This window comes from Duganella sp. FT27W (assembly GCF_009295655.1).
Taxonomy (GTDB): domain Bacteria; phylum Pseudomonadota; class Gammaproteobacteria; order Burkholderiales; family Burkholderiaceae_D; genus Rugamonas; species Rugamonas zoogloeoides.
Window position 1 is genome coordinate 154,302 of record NZ_WHIV01000003.1, and the last position, 19,738, is coordinate 174,039.

Sequence of the window (19,738 nt, forward strand, 5' to 3'; positions counted from 1 at the left end):
GGGCCGGAAAGACTCAATGAAAAAACTAGCCTGTTCGCTTGTACCGATGCTCTTGTTGGGATGCGCCACGCGCGCGTTGCCGCCCTCGTCCACCCATATTTCGGAAGCGCCGCGCGCCGCCGGGGCGATTCCCGAACCGGTGCGCCAAAGCGCCATGCTGCCGCCCCCGAAGCCGACGGCCAAGGTGGAAACCTATAGCGTGACCGTGCACAAGGTGCCGGTGCAGTCGCTGCTGTTCGCGCTGGCACGCGACGCCGGCCTCAACGTCGATGTTCATCCTGGCGTGGAAGGCAGCGTCACCCTGAACGCGCTCGACCAGACCCTGCCGCAGTTGCTGTCGCGCATACAGCGCCAGGTGGACATGCGCTACGAGATCAATGGCACCACCTTGACCGTATTGCCGGACACGCCAGAGTGGCGCAACTACAAGGTGGACTACGTCAACATCGCGCGCAGCACTAACAGCAGCGTGAATATCGCTACCCAGATTTCCACCACCGGCGGTGGCGGCAGCGCGTCCAACCCGGTGGGCGCGACTACCGGTACCGGCCAGGGTGGCGGCACGGGCGGCGGTTCGTTTGGCGGCAGCAGTTCGACGAACAATCCGAGCAATAACTCGACCACCGTGGTCAACAACCGCTCGGACAACAATTTCTGGTACAGCCTGGAAAAAAATATCCGCGACATGCTGCGCCCGACCACCATCAACGACAAGCTGGTCGATCCGCTGGCGGCGCCCGCGCCCAGCCAGGCCAACCAGCAGCAAGGCGCCCAGGGCAGCAATAGCCAGCAGAACCAGCAAAGTGCGCCGTCGCCGTTCGATGGCGGCGCCTTCGGCGGCAATCGCAACGCCACCACCAACTCGGTCGTGGTCAATGCCGAGGGCGGCCTGATCGCCGTGCGCGCCACCAATCGCCAGCACGAGAAAATCCGCGAGTTCCTCGAGATCGTGCTGGGCGCAGCCAAGCGGCAAGTGCTGATCGAAGCCACCGTGCTCGAAGTAAAACTGAGCAATAACTACCAGCAGGGCATCAACTGGGCGACCGTCTCTGGCGGCGGCGTGCGGTTTTCGCAGCAGGCCATCGGCCAGACCGGTTTGCCCAGCGGCGTCAATCCGGGCACCAGTCCCGGCGCCTTCCTGCTCACCTACACGGCAGCTGGCAAGCTGGGCAATCTGACCACGGCAATCCAGCTGCTGGAATCGTTCGGCAAGGTAAAAGTGCTGTCGAGCCCGAAAATCAGCGTGATGAACAACCAGACCGCGCTGCTCAAGGTGGTCGATAACAATGTGTTCTTTTCGATCAAGGTGACGCCGGCCGTGCTGGGCACCAATGGCAACCCGATTTCGCAGGCGGTGTACGAGTCCAAGCTCGAAACCGTGCCGGTCGGCTTCGTCATGAGCGTGACGCCGCAAATTGCCGACAACGATGAAGTCACCATCAACGTCCGTCCCACCATTACCCGCATCGTCGGTTACGTCAACGACCCCAACCCGGCGCTGGCCGATGCCAAGGTGATCAGCCGGGTGCCGGTGATCCAGGCGCGCGAACTGGAATCGCTGATGAAGGTGCCGAGCGGCCAGATCGCCGTGATGGGCGGCCTGATGCAGGACAGCGTGGACAACCTCAAGGATGGTATCCCGCTGCTCTCGAGCGTGCCGATCCTGGGCGACCTGTTCTCGTACCGCAATGAAACCAGCACCAAGACCGAGCTGGTGATCTTCATGCGGCCGGTGGTGATCAAGGACGCCAGCGTCAACGGCGACTACAAGAATTACCGCGACCTGCTGCCGGGCGAGCCCGACACCGAACCATACCCGGTACCGTCCACCTACCCTGTCCCTACCGCCAAGGCCAACGGATCATGAGCTTGTTAATGCAAGCGCTCAAGAAAGCCGAGCGCGCCAAACAGAATGCCGCCGGCGACACCGAGGTGGACCGGCCGTCGCGCGAGTTCGACGATATCCTGGCGTTGACGCCGGAACCTGCGCCCGCGCCTGATGGCGGCGGTGCTCGTGCCGGTGCTGGCCATGCTGCTGGTGCTGGCACCGGTTCCGGTGTCGGCGGTGCTGTTGTCGGTTCCGGTGTCGGCGGTAAAGGAGCCAGCCGTGTTGGTGCTGGCGGTGCCGGTACTGCGGCCGCCGCCTCAACAGCGGCGACTGCCGCAACGACTGGGGCGGCAGCGGCCAAGCGAGAGCTGAGCCTGGACTTCGAGCCGGCCTTCAGCCTGGAGCCGTCCTCACCAACCGTGGCTGCTGCCGCCAGTTCAACCGCACGCCCGATGCCGGACCCGGTGCCGCCAAACGCACCGCAACAGGAATCCGGGCTGTCGTTCGACTTTGCGCCAGATCCGGCCGCACCGCGCGCGCGCGGGACATCGGCAGCAGCCGACGCCAGCGCCGGCGCAAGCGGCAACCACGCACCATTCTCATCTGACACCACGGGCACCGGTTCGGGTGGCACGCACGCTTCGCTCTCCGCTGGCACTGCCGGTGCTGGTGCAAACGGCACTCGCGCGCCACTCTCCGCCGCCAACGCAGGCGGTGGGGCCAGCGGCAGCCCCGTTTCATTTGGATCCGACGCCGCAGGATTAGATGGCGCAGGTCTGTTGGCTGCCGACACCTCGTTCGGTTCGGGCGCCGACCGTGGTTCCGGCTACGCGACCGACTTTGCCGCCCCGGCCAGTTCTGCCGCCGGCCCTGGCTCCGGTTACGCAGCCGACTTCGTTACCCCGTCCGGTAGCGGTCCTGGTTCCGCCTTCGGATCGTCAGCCGTTCCCGGCTCTGCAACTGCCGGCACTACACGCAACGCGCCATCTGCCAACTTCGATCCGATCACCGGCGAGCCAGTCCACTCCGCTGCACCGGCAACCGCCGCAGCCACTGCCGCCAGCGCAGCGGCACAAGCCAAGCCACGCGCTGCGCCGCGTACAGGTAGCGCAAACGGCAACGGCAGCAGCAACGGCGACACCCCGCGCACCCGCGCCCGCGCGGCAGCCGCCGGCAGTGCCGAGCCGCCGGGCATGGACCCGGAACGGCTGCGCCTGATCGGCCTGCTCTCGGTCCTGGCGCTGATCATTCTAGGCTTCGGCTATTACTACTGGCAAGCCGTGATGGCGCCGGGCGCCGGTTCGCGTTTGCCGCCGGTGGCGATGCCGCCGCCGGGCGCCACCGGCGCCACCAACGCGGTGCAAATCGTCGGCCCCACCGGCGCCACCGATCCGGCAGCGCTTGGCAATGGCGTCGATGCGGCTGGTGGCGATCCGTCGGGCGGCGATCCTTCGGTTGCCGGCATGCTGGCGCCCTCGCCCATGGGTGGCATGAGCCGGGCCACGCGCGACGACCTCGAACGCCGCCTCGAACGCACCGAGCACGAGCTGGCCGCCACCCAGCAGGCGATCCAGGCGCAAGCGAACATGCCGCGCCAGGAGCGGCTGCCGCCCGTGGCCGCGCCCGACAACACCGACATCCGCGTGGCGCGCACCGTGCAACCTGCGCGGATTGCCCCGGCGCTGGAAAATGCCTACGAGCTGCTGCGCACCGGCGACCTGGCCACCGCCCAGCAGCAGTACGAGACTGCCCTGCGCCAGGATCCGAACAGCCGCGACGCCCTGCTGGGCATGGCCACCGTGGCCGCACGCCAGAACCAGGGCGCGCAGGCATCGAGCTACTACCTGCGCCTGCTCGAACTCGATCCCAACGACGCCACGGCCGTGGCCGGACTGGTGGGATTGAGCGGCGGCGACACCGGTCAGAACGAGCGGCGTCTGAAAGCCATCCTCACCAGCAATCCCGATGCCGGCCCGGTGCTGTTCGCGCTTGGCAACCTGTACGCGCAACAAGGCCGCTGGCCCGAGGCGCAGCAAACCTATTTCCGTGCCTACACGGCGGCGCCGGACAACGCCGACTATGCCTACAACCTGGCCATCGGCCTCGACCGCCTGAACCAGGGCAAGCTGGCGCTGACCTATTACCAGCGCGCACTGGCGCTGGGGCAGGACAAACCGGCCGGTTTTGATCGCACCGCGCTGCGCCAGCGCATGCACGAGTTGAATGGAGCGCACTAGGAGTTCCATGGCAGAACAAGCAAAACTCCCGCTCGGCAAGCTGCTGATCCAGAAAGGCGTGATCAGCGAAGACCAGTTGCGCATTGCGCTGATCGAGCAAAAGCGCAGCAACGAGCCGCTCGGCAAACTGTTGATCACGCTTGGCTTCGTCACCGAAGCGACAGTGCGCATGGCGCTGTCGGAAAACCTGAACCAGCAGAGCGCCGATCTCACCAGCCTGGTGGTGGATGCGATCGCATTGAAACTGATCCCGAAAGAAGTAGCGAAGCGCTACCGCGTATTCCCGATCGTCTACGAGCGGCAAACGGACAACCTGATCCTCGCCATGTCCGATACCAGCAACATCGTCGCGCTCGACCAGATCAGCGCCATGCTGGTCAAGGGCATCACGATCACCCCGCTGCTGGTCAACGAATCGGACATTTCGCGCGCGATCGACCAGTACTACGGCTTCGAGCTGTCGATCGACGGCATCCTGCACGAGATCGAAACCGGCGAAGTCAATTACGCCAGCATGGGTTCCACGTCCGACGAATACAGCCAGCCGATGGTGCGCCTGATCGACGCGATCCTGGCCGACGCCGTGCAAAACAGCGCATCGGACCTGCACTTCGAACCGGAACAGTCGTTCCTGCGTATCCGCTACCGCATCGACGGCATCTTGCGCCAGATCCGCAGCCTGCACAAATCGTACTGGCCGGCGATGGCCGTGCGCTTGAAAGTGATGTCGAACATGAATATCGCCGAGACGCGCGCGCCGCAGGACGGCCGCATCTCGATCAAGTTCTCGGGCCGGCAGATCGACTTCCGCGCGTCCGCGCAACCGACCACGCATGGCGAGAACTTCGTGCTGCGCGTGCTCGACCGCCAGAAAGGCATCGTGCCGCTCGACGGCCTCGGCCTCGGCGAAGCGGAGCTGAGCTTATTAAAACTGATGATCGCGCGGCCCGACGGCGTGATCCTGGTGACCGGCCCCACCGGCTCCGGCAAGACCACCACGCTGTATTCGATCCTCAATCACATCAATACCGAGAGCGTCAACATCATGACGCTGGAAGACCCGGTCGAGTACCCGATGAACATGATCCGGCAGACATCGGTCAACGAATCGGCCAAGATGAGCTTTGCCGAGGGCATCCGCTCGATGATGCGGCAGGACCCTGACATCATTCTGGTGGGCGAAATCCGCGACCAGGAAACCGCGGAGATGGCGTTTGCCGCCGCCATGACCGGCCACCAGGTGTATTCCACGCTGCACACCAATTCGGCCATCGGCGCGATTCCGCGCCTGCTCGATATCGGCGTGCTGCCCGACATCATGTCCGGCAACATCATCGGCATCATCGCCCAGCGCCTGGTGCGCAAACTGTGCCCGCATTGCCGCGAGGCGCACCTGGCCGACGATATCGAGCGCCAGTTGCTGGGGCTGGGCGAGGACGCGCCGCCGCAAACCCTGTACCGCGCAGTCGGTTGCGACCGCTGTGCGCACCAGGGCTACAAGGGACGGATTGCCATCATCGAATTATTGAAAATGACGCCGGCGCTCGATGAGCTGGTGGCGCGGCGCGTGTCGTCGCGCGAGCTGAAAACGGCGGCAGCGGCCGGCGGCTTCCACAGCCTGATCGACGACGGCGTGCGCCGCGTGCTGGAGGGCGTGACCACGCTCGAGGAAGTGGGCCGCGTGGTCGATCTCACCGAGCGCCTGGGGAGGCTTCACTGATGCCCCAGTATTTTTACCGCGCCATGAACACCGCCGGCCAGATCCAGCCCGGCAATATGGATGCGTCCAACGAGCCGGACCTGGAACTGCGCCTGCACCGCATGGGGCTGGACCTGATCGACTGCCGCGTCTCGCGCGCGCGGGTGGTGGCACTGAAGCGCGTGATCACGCGGCGCGACCTGATCAACTTCTGCTTCCACATGGAGCAGCTGACCGGTGCCGGCGTACCGATCCTCGAAGGCTTGAACGACCTGCGCGAGAGCATCGACCACCCGCGCTTTCGCGAGATGATCACGGGCCTGATCGAAAATATCGAGGGCGGCCTGCAACTGTCGGCGGCCATGGCCGCTTACCCGGAAGTGTTCGACCACACGTTTACCAGCCTGGTGATGGCCGGCGAGCAAAGCGGCAAGCTGACCGAGGTGTTTAAAAACCTGTCGGAAAGCCTGAAGTGGCAGGACGAGCTGGCGTCGCAAACGAAAAAAATCGTGACGTACCCGGCGGCGGTGGGCCTGTTCGTCACCGGCGTGACATTTTTCCTGATGATATACCTGGTGCCGCAGCTGACCAGCTTTGTCAAAAACATGGGCAACACGCTGCCGCTGCACACCAGGGCGCTGATCTGGGTGTCCGGCATCTTCATCAATTACTGGTACATCATCGTGGCGCTGCCGATCGTGGCGTACGTGGGCCTGCGCGCGTGGCTCGGCCACAGCGAACATGCGCGTTTTGTTGCCGACGGTTTTAAATTGCGCGTGTGGCTGATCGGCCCGGTACTGCACAAGATCATGCTGGCGCGCTTTGCCACGTTCTTTGCCATGATGTACGCGTCCGGCATATCGATACTCGAATGCCTGCGCCTGTCCGAAGGCATCGTCGGCAACCGCGTGGTGGCCGCCGGCCTGCGCCGCGCCGGGCAGCTGATTTCCGAAGGCCAGGGCATCACGGCGGCGTTCCAGAACACCGGCATTTTTCCGCCGCTGGTGATCCGCATGCTCAAGGTGGGCGAAACCACCGGTGCGCTCGACGGCGCGCTGCGCAATGTCGCGTACTTCTACAACCGCGAAGTCAAGGAAATGATCGAGAAAGTACAATCGATGATAGAGCCGGCCATGACCGTGATCCTGGGCCTGATGGTGGGCTGGATCATGTTGTCCGTCATGGGCCCGATATACGACACGATCAGCAAGATCCAGACCTGAGGCTCCCGTGCTGAACCGACATGTACTCTATCTGAGCAACGACTGCCTGACTGCGTGGCGCTGGCAGCGCGGCCGCCTGCTGGGCGGCGCCAGCTTCACCAACGACAGCAGCGGCATCGACGCCCTGCTCGATTATCTCGACGACCAGCGCGACATGCCGGTGGTGCTGCTGGCCGACCTGATCGAAGAAGACTTCCAGCGCCTGCACCTGCCGCACGTGGGCGGCCGCGCCGGCGCCAAGCTGATGCAGCGGCGCCTGTTGCAGCAATACCGCGAAACGCCGTTCCGCCACCACGAGGTGCAGGGCCGCGAGCCGGGCGGCCGCCGCGACGACATCGTGCTGCTGTCCGCGCTGACCAATCCGTCGATCGTGTTGCCGTGGGTGGAGGCGCTGGAACAGGAACGCATTCCGCTGGCCGGCCTGTACTCGACCACGCTGCTAAGCGAGCACCTGGTGAAAAAACTGGGATTGCTGGATGAACACCTGCTGCTCGTGACCCAGCAGTCGGCCGGCTGGCGCCAGAGCTATTTCCAGCGTGGCCAATTGAAATTTTCGCGCCTGACGCCGGCCATCGACCGCGACGGCGACGCCGTCAACGTCGGCACCGAAACCGCCAAGACCCAGCAATTTCTGACCAGCGTGCGGCTGTTCGCGCGCGGCAGCGTGCTGGAAACCGTGGTAATCGCGCAGGGTGAACAATTGCCCGCACTGGAAATGCAGTGCGAGGAAGGCCCGGAAACCACATTCCGCTTCCTGCCGCTGGCGCAGGTGGCCGACCGCCTCGGTCTCAAGATCGAAGCGGCCAAGGCGCAGGACAACAGCGCCGCCCTGGCCGATTCCATGCTGCTGGCCCTCCTGGCCAAAACCCAGCCGGTCAGCCACTACACGCTGGGGCCGTTGCGCCGCTACTTCCAGCTGTGGCGCGCGCGCCGCAACCTGTACTACGCTGCCGGTACCGTGGCCGTGGTGGCCGCGTGCGCGGTCGGCATCAACCTGTGGCAGACGTGGGATGCCCGCGCCGACCGCGCGCAGCTGGCGCACGAAGCGCAGCAGTTCGACCGCCGTTACAACGAGGTGATGGCTGCCATGCCGCCGCGCGTGACATCGACCGCCAATATGCGCGCGGCCGTCAATGTCGAGCGCATGCTGGTGCTGCAAGGACCGTCGCCGTGGCAGATGGTGTCCATGGTGAGCGCCGCGCTGGAACAATCGCCGCAGATCCGCCTGCTGCAACTGGGCTGGAAAGTGGATTTGCCGGGCCAGCCTACGGCCGGTGCGCCGGTGCTGGTCAACGGCAGCACCGGCGCTGCAACGGTCACGCCAATGTCGTCGCTGCTGGCCGGCATCCCGGCGCGGCCACCGCAATCGCTGCAGGTCGAAGCAGAGATTTTGTCGCCCGAGGATGATTACCGCAACGCCGTCAACACCATGAACCAGTTCGCGCAGCAACTGGCAACCAACCCGCGCCTGCTGGTGCAGGTGGACAAGCCACCGCTCGACACCCGTCCCACCGTGCGCCTCGACGGCAAGGCCGGTGCCGCGACGGCGTCCGGTTCGAGCGCCCGCGCCAAATTCACCCTGAACCTGGTGTGGAAGCCATGAACGCCAACCCTGTCAACCCAGCCAATCCGGCCGCCAGTGCCAAAAAGGCCGCGAACACCATCGCGCTGCCATACTGGATCGCCGGCTTCGCCCAGATCCGCACCGCCGCGCTGGCCGCGCTGGCGGCGGTTGTCATCGGCGCCACGCTGGTGGCGGTCACCGCCGCCCAGCGCCACGAAGCCGACGACGACCTGCAACGCACCCAGCGCCTGCGCGACACCGCCCACTCGCGCTACGCCCACGTCGATAACGAAAAGCGTGACATCCGCAACTTCCAGCAACGCTACGTGGAACTGCGCCAGCGCGGGCTGATCGGCGACGAGCGCCGCCTGGAATGGGTCGATGCGATCCGCCAGGTGCAGGAAGAACTGCAACTGCCGCCTCTCAGTTACCAGATCGAGCCGCAACAACCGGTGCGGCTGGAAGCGGCGCTCGACCTCGGCGACTACCAGTTGCGCGGCAGCCGCATGCGCCTGCACATGGAACTGCTGCACGAAATGGACTTGTTCGATTTCCTCGCCGGCCTGCACGCGCGCGGCTTTTTCGCGGCGCAGGATTGTTCGCTCAAGCGGCTGGCGACAGCCGCTGGCGGCCAGGTCAGTCAACTTGGCCAACTAAGCGAACCGGGCCAACCCGGCCAGGCCGCTCTGGGCGGCAACCTCGGCGTCGATTGCACGTTGAACTGGATCACCATGGCGCCCGCCCCCCTTGCCGCGCAGCCGCCGGCGCTGGCCACGGGACGGCAGCCATGAGGCGCGTTGTCGTGTTACCGTCACTGTTGGCCATACGGCGTGCCTTTGTGTTCCAGCCGTTGCCGATGATGAGACAAACTTTCTTGTTGCTGCCATATTTGGCCGGGCGGCGTACCTGTTTGTCGCTGCCACCGCCGGTTCAGAAGTACATTTGCTCGTGGCCGTCACTGTTGGCCGGGAAGCGTGCCTGCTTGTTGCACCCACTGCTGGCGATGAAACGAGTTTTCTGGTTACTGCCGCTGCTGGCCTTGCCTATGGCGCAGGCTCAACCGGGACTGGGCCGGCTGTTCAATACGCCGCAGGAGCGCCAGATTATCGACGCCAGCCGCAGCAAGTCGACCGGATCGGGTGCCGCGTATCCGCGTGGTGGCGCCGGCTTGACTGGCGAATTGGCGCAGACCGAGGCGCAGAGGATGGCTGGCGGGGTGTCGCCATCCATGCCGCAGGGCATGCCACCCGGCATGCAGCCGCCTGTGCAATCAACATCGGGAATGCCGCCGGGGATGCTGGGAATGCAAATGCCATCATCGGCCGGCATGGCACAGGGAAGACTTCCCGGCCTGGCGCCCGACGTCGTGCCTGATCTGCCGCCCAACATGCCGCCCGGCATGCAGGCCGAGATGATCGCCATGGCTCGCGCAGCCCGTGAAATGGCGTCGGCGCAAAACCAGGCTGCAGCGATGGCGCAGCAACAACAGCAACCGCCGCCAATGCAGCAGATGCAGCAAATGCCGATGCCCGGCGCCAGCTCCGCAGCCGCAGCCGACACGCCACCGCCGTCCGAACAGCTGACCATGAACGGCGTCCTGCGCAGCAGCAACGGTCGCAGCACGGTCTGGCTCAACAACCAGCCACAGCGCGGTGCCGCCAACAAGTTCACCAACCGCGACAGCAAGGCGGTCACGGTCACGCTACCGTCGGGCAAACGCATCGTGCTGCAACCGGGCCAGCGCTACGACCTGGCCGACGGCCGCGTGAAGGACGTCAGCCAATGAGCACCAGCCAGCCAGCGCCGGGATCTCATCGGCCGTCGGTGCGACCTCGGCCCTGGAAGGCAAATCGGTCTTTGGCGCTGCCGCGACCTTTGCTGCTACAGCGGTCTTTGTCGCTACAGCTATCTTTGACGCTACAGCGATCTTTGGTTCTACAGCGGCTTTTGATGCTGCAGCGGCTTTTGATGCTACAGCGGACTTTGATGCTAAAGCGTCCTTCCGAGCTACTGCGGCCATTGGTGCTAACGCGGCCATCGGTGCCACAGCCCCGTCGGGCGCCACAGCGGCCGTTGACGCTACATCCACCGCTGGCGCGCCAGCGCGGCGCCGCACTCTTGCTGCTGTTGCTGGTCCTGGGCCTCGGTGCGTCGTCGTTCCTGATCAGCATGTTCAGCCAGCCCAAGGGCGACCTGCGCCGCCAGGCCGTCACCCGCGCCGCGCTGGCAGATGCGCGCGAAGCACTGATCGGCTATGCCATCATCCACCGCCGGCTGCCGCGTCCGGCACAGTCGGCGCTGGACGGACGCGAAAGTAGCCAGCCGTGCCTTGACGACGCCGCCTGCACCGGCTGGTTGCCATGGACCACGCTGGGCATCACGCCCGGCGACGGCTGGAATAAGCTGCTGCGCTACAGCGTCTCGCCGGAATTCACCAAAGGCAACCTCGACCAGGCGGCTGAGGCCACCAAGACCCTGCTGGACCGCAGCGACGACGGCGGCATTTTTTACCGCGTGGGTTCGGCCAACTGCGTGGTGGACGACCGCTGCGCGCCAGCCGTCATCCTGTCCAGCGGGCGCCACCTGGGCACCAGCCTGGCCGGCATCGAACAGGCCAGCGCGGTCACCGACAACCTCGACGAGCAGGCCAACGCCGAAGCCGTGCGCGATTTCATGGCGCGCGCCGCCACCGACGATGTGCGCAGCCTCGGCGGCAGTTTCAGCAACGAGCTCGGCTGGGTGCCGCTGCGGCTGATCCGCCAGCGCCTGCGCGCTACCGCGCCCGTCACCAAATCACCTCAATAACTTTGCCCATGCCATTACGCCACCGTTCCCACCAAGCCGGCTTCACCATCGTCGAGATCGCCATCGTGCTGCTGGTGGTCGGCCTGATGATCGGCGGGCTGGTGGCGCCGCTGTCGTCGCAACTGGAACAGCGGCGCGTCAGCAACACCGAGCGCGTGATGGAAGATGCGCGCGAGGCGCTGTTCGGCTTTGCGCTGCGCAACAACTACCTGCCCTGCCCCGCCATTTCCGCCATCGACGGCCGCGAAGACCGCGCCGGCAGCATCTGCAACAAGCGCTACGGTTACCTGCCGTGGGCCACGCTGGGCGTGCAAAGGCTCGACGGCTGGGGCCGGGTGCTGGCCTACTCGGTCACGCCATCGTTTGCCAACAGCGTCAGTTTTTTCACGCTGAATTCTCCGCGCGACATCACGGTGGCCACGCGCGGCATGGACGGCCAGATCATCCCGGCGTCCGACGCCAACGACATCCCTGCCGTGATCCTGTCGTTCGGCCGCAACGGCTACGGCGCCACCAGCGACCAGAACACCCAACTGCTCGACGTCGGCCAGGGCAATATCGACGAGAAAACCAACCTCGGCGGCGAAGGCGTGGCGTTCGTCACCCGCCCGGCCAGCACCGACCCGCGTGCGCCCGGCGGCGAGTACGACGACCTGGTGCTGTGGATGTCGCCCAACGTCCTGATCAACCGCATGGTCGCGGCGCAGAAACTGCCATGATGCGCATGCACCTGTCCATGGCTGTCACCATCGCCCGCTACACGCTGCTCGAAGCGCTGCGTAACCGCCTGCTGTGGCTGCTAATCGTCGCTGCGCTGGGCGCGGTGGGACTGGCCGGCTTTTTGCAGGAACTGGCACTGACTGAGAGCCACCAGTTACAGGCGGCATTGCTGGGCGCCGTGCTGCGGATAGCCAGCGTGTTCCTCGTCGCCACATTTGTGATCACCAGCATGGTGCGCGAGGCTAACGACAAGGGCCTGGAATTGCTGCTGGCCTTGCCCATGCCGCGCGCCGTGTACCTGGCCGGCAAGCTGGCCGGTTTCGGCATTCTGGCCGTAATGCCGGCGCTGCTGTTCGGCGGCCTGGCGCTGGCCCTGGCGCCGCCGGGCCAGGCCGCGCTCTGGGCGTTTTCGCTGCTGTGCGAGTGCTGGATCGTGGCTGCCTTCAGCCTGCTGTGCGTGCTGACCTTGCAGCAAGTGCTCCCCGCGCTGGCGGCAGCAACGGCGTTTTACCTGATGGCGCGCGCCATCGGCGCCCTGCAACTGATGAAACAGGCGGGCGCCACGGCCGATACGCTGGGCCAGCAAGTGCTGGGCGGCGGCATCGACCTGCTGGGCCTGCTGCTGCCGCACCTGGACCGGTTCACCCGCAGCGACTGGCTGGTGTACCACGGCGGCAGCGGCGCCGACCTGCTGGCGATCGTGGTCCAGACCGCGTTGTACGTGGCGCTGATGGCCGGCGCCGGCCTGTTTGATCTGTACCGCAAGCAAATCTGATGGCGGCCCTGCAAAAGCCACTATCAGCGGTGCCGCGCAGCGTGTGGTTGCTGCTAGTGCTGGCCCTGCTGCTGAACATCGGCTGGCAGGCCAGCCGCCCGCTCGAAACAGCACGGACGCGGGCGCTGCCGCCGGCGCCGTCGAGTGCCGCGTTACAACTGGCGGCGCTGGGCGAGCCAGTGGCGCTGGCGCGGCTGACCATGCTGTACGTGCAGGGTGCTGACGAGCAGGCCGGCGTCAGCGTGTCGTGGCGCGAACTCGACTACCCCACCGTGATCAGCTGGCTGCAACGCGTGCTCGAGCTCGACCCGCGCGGCCAGTCACCGCTGCTGGCCGCCAGCCAGGTGTACGGCGCCGTCGGCGACCCGGCGCGCACGCGGTTGATGCTCGACTTCGTCCATGCCCGCTTTGCCGAAGATCCCGACCGCCGGTGGCCGTGGCTGGCCCATGCGGCGCTGGTGGCCAGGCACCGCCTGCACGACCTGCCGCTGGCGCGTTCCTACGCGCGTGACATCCGCCTGCACGCCACCGGCCCTCAGGTGCCGGACTGGGCGCGGCAACTGGAAATTTTCATCCTCGAAGACATGAACGAGCTCGATGCCGCCCGCACCCTGGTCGGCGGCCTGCTCGACAGCGGCCAGGTCACCGATCCGCGCGAACTGAAGTTCCTGGCCGACCGTCTGCAACAGCTTCAACAGCAGCAACAGAACCACCCCACCGCGCGCTAGCCCTGCGGTAATATGTCGATAGATTTACAAGCTGTTTTAAAGAAAGGATTTCCCCATGCGCGCATCCCGTCACTCCCTACGCCAGCCTGCGCGGCAAGCCGGCTTTACCCTGGTGGAAATCGCCATCGTGCTGGTGATCATCGGCCTGTTGCTCGGCGGCGTGCTCAAGGGGCAGAGCCTGATCGACAGCGCCCGCGTGAAAAACATCATCCAGCAATCGACCTCGCTCACCTCGGCCGTCAACGCCTACCAGGACAAGTTCCGCGCCCTGCCTGGCGATGACGTGCAAGGCACCACCCACGCGCCCGGCGCCACTGGCAACGGCAATGGCGACGGCCAGATCGCCGAATACCTGCTGGCGCCGCAACACCTGGCGCTGGCCGGCTTCATCACCGGGTCGTTCAACGGCACCACCGACTTCATGACCAGCGCCCAGGGTGGCGCCGTGTATATCTACAACGACGCCGTGGGCGGACGCGGCGGCAACGGCGTGCGCCTCGACAACCTGCCCGATGGCTTTGCCGAGCAGATCGACAGCAAGCTCGACGACGGCAAGTTCGACACCGGCTCGGTGCGCGCCACCGCCCCCTACACCAACAACGGCAGCGTAATCCAGCGCACCGCCGTGTTCTTCTAGCGCAGGCCAGCCCACCGTCCAGGAGTTTCGCCAGTGCCAGACAAAACCCGCCTGCCGTCGATCCGCGCGCAGATCGCCCTGCTGGTCCTGGCCTGTGCACTGCCGACGACGATCGGCTTTGGCGCGGTGGTACAGCAGTTCTACAGCCGCGAGCGCAACACCCTGATGGAAGACACGCGCAAGGCCGCGCGCATGGTGGCTGCCGCCATCGACCGCGACCTGGTGCAAAGCGAAGGCGCGGCGCAAGCGCTGGCGATATCGCCCAGCATCCGCATCGACGACATGGCGACACTGCGGCTGCAAGCGGGCGGCCTGCTGGGGCCGCATTTCCCGGCATCGCAATTTTTGCTCAGCGACAGCACCGGCCAGGTGACCATGCACGTGGGCGCGCCGCTGCCCGAGACCTTCAATTCGATCAACAACGCCAGCCGGCTGGCGCCGCTGTTCCACACGGCCCGCTCGCAACTATCGGTGGTGTACGTGGCCGGCAGTGCGCTGCTGGCGGTCGATGTGCCGGTGTTCGTGGACAACCAGGTAGTGTATGGGCTGACCGCGCTGCTCAAGCCCGACCAACTCGACAAAATCCTGCGCGACGAACGCATCAAGCCGCACCAGATCATGGCCCTGTACGACGGCGAGGGCCGGCTGGTGGCGCAGGCCGGCGGGCCGCGCCAGTTGCTGGGGCAAGTGGCCGATCCCGCCCTGCGCGCGCGGCTGCAACAGGCGCCAGATGCCCTGTTTGCCACCACCGACACCGAGGGCAAGGCGATTTACCAGGGCTACAGCCGCTCGCCGGTCAGCGGCGCGTCCGTGGTCATTTCCACGCCGCAGGCCAAGGCGCTGGAAGAACTGCTGCACGCGGTCACCAATATTTCGCTGACCATGGGCCTGGTGCTGCTGGCCGGTTTCTCGCTGGCGTGGCTGGTGGGTGGACGAATCGCGCGCTCGGTGCGGGCGCTGGTGGGGCCGGCCGAGGCGCTGGCCAGCGGCCAGCCGTTTACGCTCGAACCGATGGCCTTCCGCGAGGCCGACGCGGTGGCGCAAGCGTTCAATGCGCTGGAAATCGATTTGAAAGCACACCGCCACGGCCTGGAAAAGCTGGTCAACGACCGCACCGAGCAACTGGAACGCTCGCGCAGTCAGCTGGAAACCCTGTACGCCACCGCGCCGGTCGGTCTCAGCTATGTCGATAACGAGTTGCGGGTGATCCGCGTCAACGATTTCCTGGCTCGCCTGACCGGCGAGCCGGTCGTGGTGCACATCGGCCGCCATATCGGCGACATGATCCATGATCCGGACCTGCGCCGCGCCATGCTGGCCGACTACCGCACCGTGCTCGACACGGGCCGGCCCTTGGTCGGCATCGAGCGCACCGGCCTTGCCGCTGCCGGCGCCGACACAGGCCAGCAACTGCGGCACTGGGTGGCCAGCTACTACCCGCAGTTCGGACCGGGCGGCCTGGTGACGGCAATCACCGGTTTGCTGCTCGACGTGACGGACCAGCGGCGCATCGCCGCCGAATTGCAGCGTTCGCGCCAGTTGCTCGGCTCGGTGGTGGAAAACATGCCGGCCATGATCTTCCTCAAGCGCGCGTCCGACCTGCGCTATGAAATGGTCAACCGCTACGGCGCCGTGCTGTCCGGGCGCATCAGCAGCGATGAGTTCGTGGGCAAGACCGACTTCGATTTCTATCCGCCCGAACTGGCTGAGCTGTACAACCAGGCCGACCGCGCAGTGCTCGCTTCCAACGCCAACGAAATCACCGAAATCGCCGAGGAACCGATCGTCAACGCCAGCGGCGTGACGCGCTACCTCACCACGCGCAAGGTGGCGCTGCGCGACGAGCACGGCGTCCCCACCCACGTACTGGGCCTGGCGATGGACATCACCGAGCGCAAGCAGGTCAAGGAAACCTTGCGCGCCACCGTCGAGCAACTGGGCAAAAGCGAACACTTCCTGCGCACCCTCACCGACAGCCTGCCCGGCATGGTGGCCTACTGGGACGCCGGCCTGCGCTGCCGCTTCGCCAACCGCTACTTCCTCGACTGGCACGGCATGGATGAAGCGCAGATGCTGGGGGCCTTCATGCCCGATGTCCTCAAGGAAGCGGCCTACGCCAGCAATGAGTCGTACGTCAAAGGCGCGCTCGACGGCGAGCCGCAGGGCTTTGCCGGCGAACTGCGCTGGCCTTCCGGCAAGGTGGGTTACACCTGGGTCAACTACATTCCCGACGTGGGCGAATTCGGCGAGGTACGCGGCTTCTTCGTGCTGGTCTCCGACGTGACGGAACTGAAAGAAGCCGAGCTGCACCTGCAGGAAGTCAACGATGAACTGGTGCTGGCGCGCGACCGCGCCGAGGGCGCCAGCCGCGCGAAAAGCGAGTTCCTGGCCAATATGAGCCATGAAATCCGCACGCCGATGAACGCCATCATCGGCCTGGCGCGGCTGCTGCAGGAAGCGCAGCTGGCACAGCGCGAACGCGGCTACCTGGACAAGATCCAGGTAGCCACCCAGTCGCTGCTGGGCCTGGTGAACGATGTGCTGGAATTGTCGCGCGTGGAGGCGGGCCAGTTGCAGCTCGAACACGCGCCGTTCCAGCTGCGGCACATCCTCGACAGCATCAGCGTCCTGATCAGCGGCAGCGCTGCCGACAAGGGCATCGAACTGGCCTACGATATCGACCCGCACCTGCCCAATGAACTGGCCGGCGACCCGATGCGTTTGCAGCAGGTGCTGCTCAACCTGCTCAGCAACGCCATCAAGTTCACCGCCACCGGCGAGGTCGTACTGTCGGTGCGCGCCGGCGCCAGCGCCGACGATGGCACGGAAGGCGAATGTCCGGCCGACCGCGCCATCCTGGTCGAATTTTCCGTGCGCGATACCGGCATCGGCATCCCGGCCGAACAGCAGGAACACATCTTCGACACGTTCTCGCAGGCCGACAGCAGCACCAGCCGCAAGTTCGGCGGCGTGGGACTGGGCCTGGCGATTTGCCGCCAGCTGGCCGACATGATGGGTGGCGCGGTGCAGGTGCGCAGCGAACCGGGCCAGGGCGCCGAGTTCCTGTTCACGTGCCCGCTCGAATGCATGGCGCCGCCGCGCCCGCCCGAGGTGCCGGCCGCCGCCGAAGGTCTCGCCGTGCTGATCGCCGACGACAACCCCACCGTGCGCCGCGCGCTGGCCAACGCCTGCGCCTGGCTGGGCTGGCAGGCCGACAGCGCCGCCGATGCCGACCAGGCCCGCGCCATGCTGGCCAGCGGCCGCGACGATGGCCATCCGTACGAATTGCTGCTGCTCGACCGCGACTTGGCCGGCCTGGACGACGACCTGACGGCGGCGCTGGCGCGCGACCTGCGCCCCGGCGCCATTCTGCCACCGGTGCTGCTGATGGCGTCCGAACACGAGGCCGCCGTGGCGCTGCAGTATGCCGACGGCAGCGGCGTGGCCGGCGTGCTGTCCAAGCCGGTCAGCCCGCACCGCTTGCTGGAACGGGTGCGCGGCCTGCTGGCCGGCGACCACGGCTACGGCGCCACTGCCACCGTGCCGCCGTCGCCGCTGCACGGCCGGCTGGCCGGCATGCGCATCCTGCTGGTGGAAGACAACGAAATCAACCAGGAAGTCGCGCTATACATCCTGCAACACGCGGGCGCCGTGGTGACCATGGTCAGCAACGGCCAACTGGCGGTCAACCAGTTGCTGGCCGACGCCGGCCGCTACGACGTGGTGCTGATGGACGTGCAGATGCCGGTGCTGAACGGCTACGACGCCACCGAAGCGATCCGCGCCGCCGGCCTGACCCTGCCGGTGGTGGCCATGACCGCCAATGTCATGGAAGAAGACCGCCAGCGCGCAGCCGAGGCCGGCATGGACGCCCACGTCGCCAAGCCGGTGGACGTGGAAATCCTGATCGCCATCCTGCGCGACCTGGCGCCCGGCGTGGTGCCCGAGCCGGCGCCGGGCGCGCGCGACGGCTTGCCGACGGCGCCGCTGTCGGCGCCCGTCTATGCCCTGCCCGCCCACCTGCCTGGTATCGACCTCGACACAGCGCTGGCCCGCATGGGCGGCAACTACGATGCGCTGGCGGCGCTGCTCAAGCGTTTCGAGCGTACCCATGGCGACACCGTGCTCGAAGTGCGCGCCGCGCTCGGCAGCGGCGAACGCCTGACCGCCCTGCAGGCGCTGCACCGGTTGCGCGGCGTGGCCGCCAACCTTGGCGCCAACGAGGTGGCGCGATTGAGCGCCGTGGTCGAAACCGCACTGCACCAGCGTCACACCGATACCGCCCTGTATGCCGCGCTGGACCAGCTGGCGCTGGCGCTGGAGACCGTGGTGAGCGGCGCCCGCCTGCTGGATATACAGGAACAAATTATTCCAAGTGGCAACATTAACCAGGTGGAATTGGCGCTAACGCTGGCGGAGTTGCAAAGTTTGCTTCAGAATAACAACCTGAAGGCTTTGGAGCATTTCAGGACGTTGCGACCGGCGCTCGCAGCGATGGAACATGCCGAGCAGCTGGCAGAGGCCGTCGAAAGCCTGGACTTCGATAAGGCGGCCCGATTGGTGGACGATGTGATACAACAGATGAAGCAGCGAAAGGATAGTGCATGAGCTGGACCGACCTGGCCAGGAATGGACGGATACTCGTGGTTGACGACGCCATGGAAAACGTCCAGATCCTGCACCAAGCGCTGCGCGACGAGCACGAGGTGCTGTTCGCCCTGTCCGGCGAAAAAGCCATCGATGTCGCACTGGCACAGCAACCGGACCTGATCCTGCTGGACGCCGTCATGCCCGGCATGGACGGTTACGCCGTGTGCGCCGCGCTCGAAGCCTCGCCGCGCCTGCAGGATATCCCGGTGATTTTCGTCACCGCCCTGAGCCAGCCAGAGGATGAAACCCGGGCCCTGGAAGCGGGCGCGGTCGATTTCATCAGCAAGCCGTTCAACGTTGCGGTGGTGCGGGCGCGGGTGCGCAGCCAGCTGACCATCAAGCGCCAGGCCGATGCCATGCGCGAACTGAGCCTGACCGACGGCCTGACCGGCGTGGCCAACCGCCGCCATTTCAACGACCGCCTCGAATCCGAATGGCGCCGCTGCGCGCGCGCCAACCTGCCGCTGTCGCTGATCATGATCGACATCGACCATTTTAAACTGTACAACGACCGCTACGGCCACCAGGCCGGCGACCTGTGCCTGCAAGAAGTAAGCGCCGCCATGAAACGCTGCGCCGCCCGCCCGCAAGACTTGCTGGCCCGCTACGGCGGCGAAGAATTCATCCTGCTGCTGCCGCAGGAAGGACCCGAAGGCGCCGAAGCGGTGGCCCAGCGCATTCAGGACGAAGTGCGCAAGCTGGCAGTGCCCCACGAGGCATCACCCACTTCCCCCATCGTCACCGTCAGCATGGGCCTGGCCACGGCCATGCCGCCGCTGGAACGCCAGGACGCCAACGCCCTGATCCGCAGCGCCGACGCCAACCTCTACCAGGCCAAGCAGGGCGGCCGCAACCGCTACCACCGCGACTGA

Annotated in this window: 14 protein-coding genes; all 14 read left to right on the forward strand. The window is 66.0% G+C overall.

The window, feature by feature from the left end; translation table 11 throughout:
• Positions 1-16: 16 nt before the first annotated feature.
• The 14 genes from mshL to F8197_RS12590 all read left to right on the forward strand — a co-directional run bounded on the left by mshL (position 17) and on the right by F8197_RS12590 (position 19,738).
• Positions 17-1,867: a pilus (MSHA type) biogenesis protein MshL gene (gene mshL, locus F8197_RS12525; protein ID WP_152882166.1), complete on the forward strand. Its 1,851-nt coding sequence runs from the start codon at positions 17-19 to the stop codon at positions 1,865-1,867.
• Positions 1,864-4,065, forward strand: coding sequence for a lipopolysaccharide assembly protein LapB (locus F8197_RS12530; RefSeq protein WP_227012224.1), 2,202 nt, complete (start codon positions 1,864-1,866; stop codon positions 4,063-4,065). Before mshL ends, F8197_RS12530 begins: the two co-directional genes overlap by 4 nt.
• A 7-nt stretch (positions 4,066-4,072) precedes the next feature.
• Positions 4,073-5,785 (forward strand): GspE/PulE family protein, encoded by a 1,713-nt coding sequence (locus F8197_RS12535; RefSeq protein ID WP_152882167.1) that lies wholly within the window; start codon positions 4,073-4,075, stop codon positions 5,783-5,785.
• Positions 5,785-6,987, forward strand: coding sequence for a type II secretion system F family protein (locus F8197_RS12540; protein ID WP_152882168.1), 1,203 nt, complete (start codon positions 5,785-5,787; stop codon positions 6,985-6,987). Before F8197_RS12535 ends, F8197_RS12540 begins: the two co-directional genes overlap by 1 nt.
• 7 nt (positions 6,988-6,994) lie before the next feature.
• Entirely contained in the window at positions 6,995-8,590 is a 1,596-nt protein-coding gene (locus F8197_RS12545; protein WP_373996860.1) for a hypothetical protein, read from the forward strand.
• Positions 8,587-9,342 carry a hypothetical protein gene (locus F8197_RS12550; protein ID WP_152882169.1) on the forward strand — a complete coding sequence of 252 codons (756 nt, stop codon included), beginning with the start codon at positions 8,587-8,589 and terminating at the stop codon, positions 9,340-9,342. Before F8197_RS12545 ends, F8197_RS12550 begins: the two co-directional genes overlap by 4 nt.
• Before the next feature lie 212 nt (positions 9,343-9,554).
• Positions 9,555-10,337: a hypothetical protein gene (locus tag F8197_RS12555; protein ID WP_152882170.1), complete on the forward strand. Its 783-nt coding sequence runs from the start codon at positions 9,555-9,557 to the stop codon at positions 10,335-10,337.
• Positions 10,338-10,624: 287 nt separating this feature from the next.
• Complete coding sequence (locus F8197_RS12560; RefSeq protein ID WP_152882171.1) at positions 10,625-11,356, forward strand: hypothetical protein; 732 nt, start codon at positions 10,625-10,627, stop codon at positions 11,354-11,356.
• Positions 11,357-11,364: 8 nt separating this feature from the next.
• Positions 11,365-12,075 carry a type II secretion system protein gene (locus F8197_RS12565; protein ID WP_152882172.1) on the forward strand — a complete coding sequence of 237 codons (711 nt, stop codon included), beginning with the start codon at positions 11,365-11,367 and terminating at the stop codon, positions 12,073-12,075.
• Positions 12,072-12,851 (forward strand): ABC transporter permease, encoded by a 780-nt coding sequence (locus tag F8197_RS12570; protein ID WP_227012225.1) that lies wholly within the window; start codon positions 12,072-12,074, stop codon positions 12,849-12,851. Before F8197_RS12565 ends, F8197_RS12570 begins: the two co-directional genes overlap by 4 nt.
• Positions 12,851-13,579 carry a hypothetical protein gene (locus F8197_RS12575; protein ID WP_152882173.1) on the forward strand — a complete coding sequence of 243 codons (729 nt, stop codon included), beginning with the start codon at positions 12,851-12,853 and terminating at the stop codon, positions 13,577-13,579. Before F8197_RS12570 ends, F8197_RS12575 begins: the two co-directional genes overlap by 1 nt.
• Positions 13,580-13,634: 55 nt before the next feature.
• Complete coding sequence (locus F8197_RS12580; RefSeq protein ID WP_152882174.1) at positions 13,635-14,216, forward strand: prepilin-type N-terminal cleavage/methylation domain-containing protein; 582 nt, start codon at positions 13,635-13,637, stop codon at positions 14,214-14,216.
• A 33-nt stretch (positions 14,217-14,249) separates the two neighbouring features.
• A complete protein-coding gene (locus F8197_RS12585; protein ID WP_373996861.1) occupies positions 14,250-18,824 on the forward strand; it encodes a PAS domain-containing protein in 4,575 nt (1,524 codons plus the stop codon).
• Positions 18,821-19,738 carry a diguanylate cyclase domain-containing protein gene (locus tag F8197_RS12590; protein ID WP_152882175.1) on the forward strand — a complete coding sequence of 306 codons (918 nt, stop codon included), beginning with the start codon at positions 18,821-18,823 and terminating at the stop codon, positions 19,736-19,738. Before F8197_RS12585 ends, F8197_RS12590 begins: the two co-directional genes overlap by 4 nt.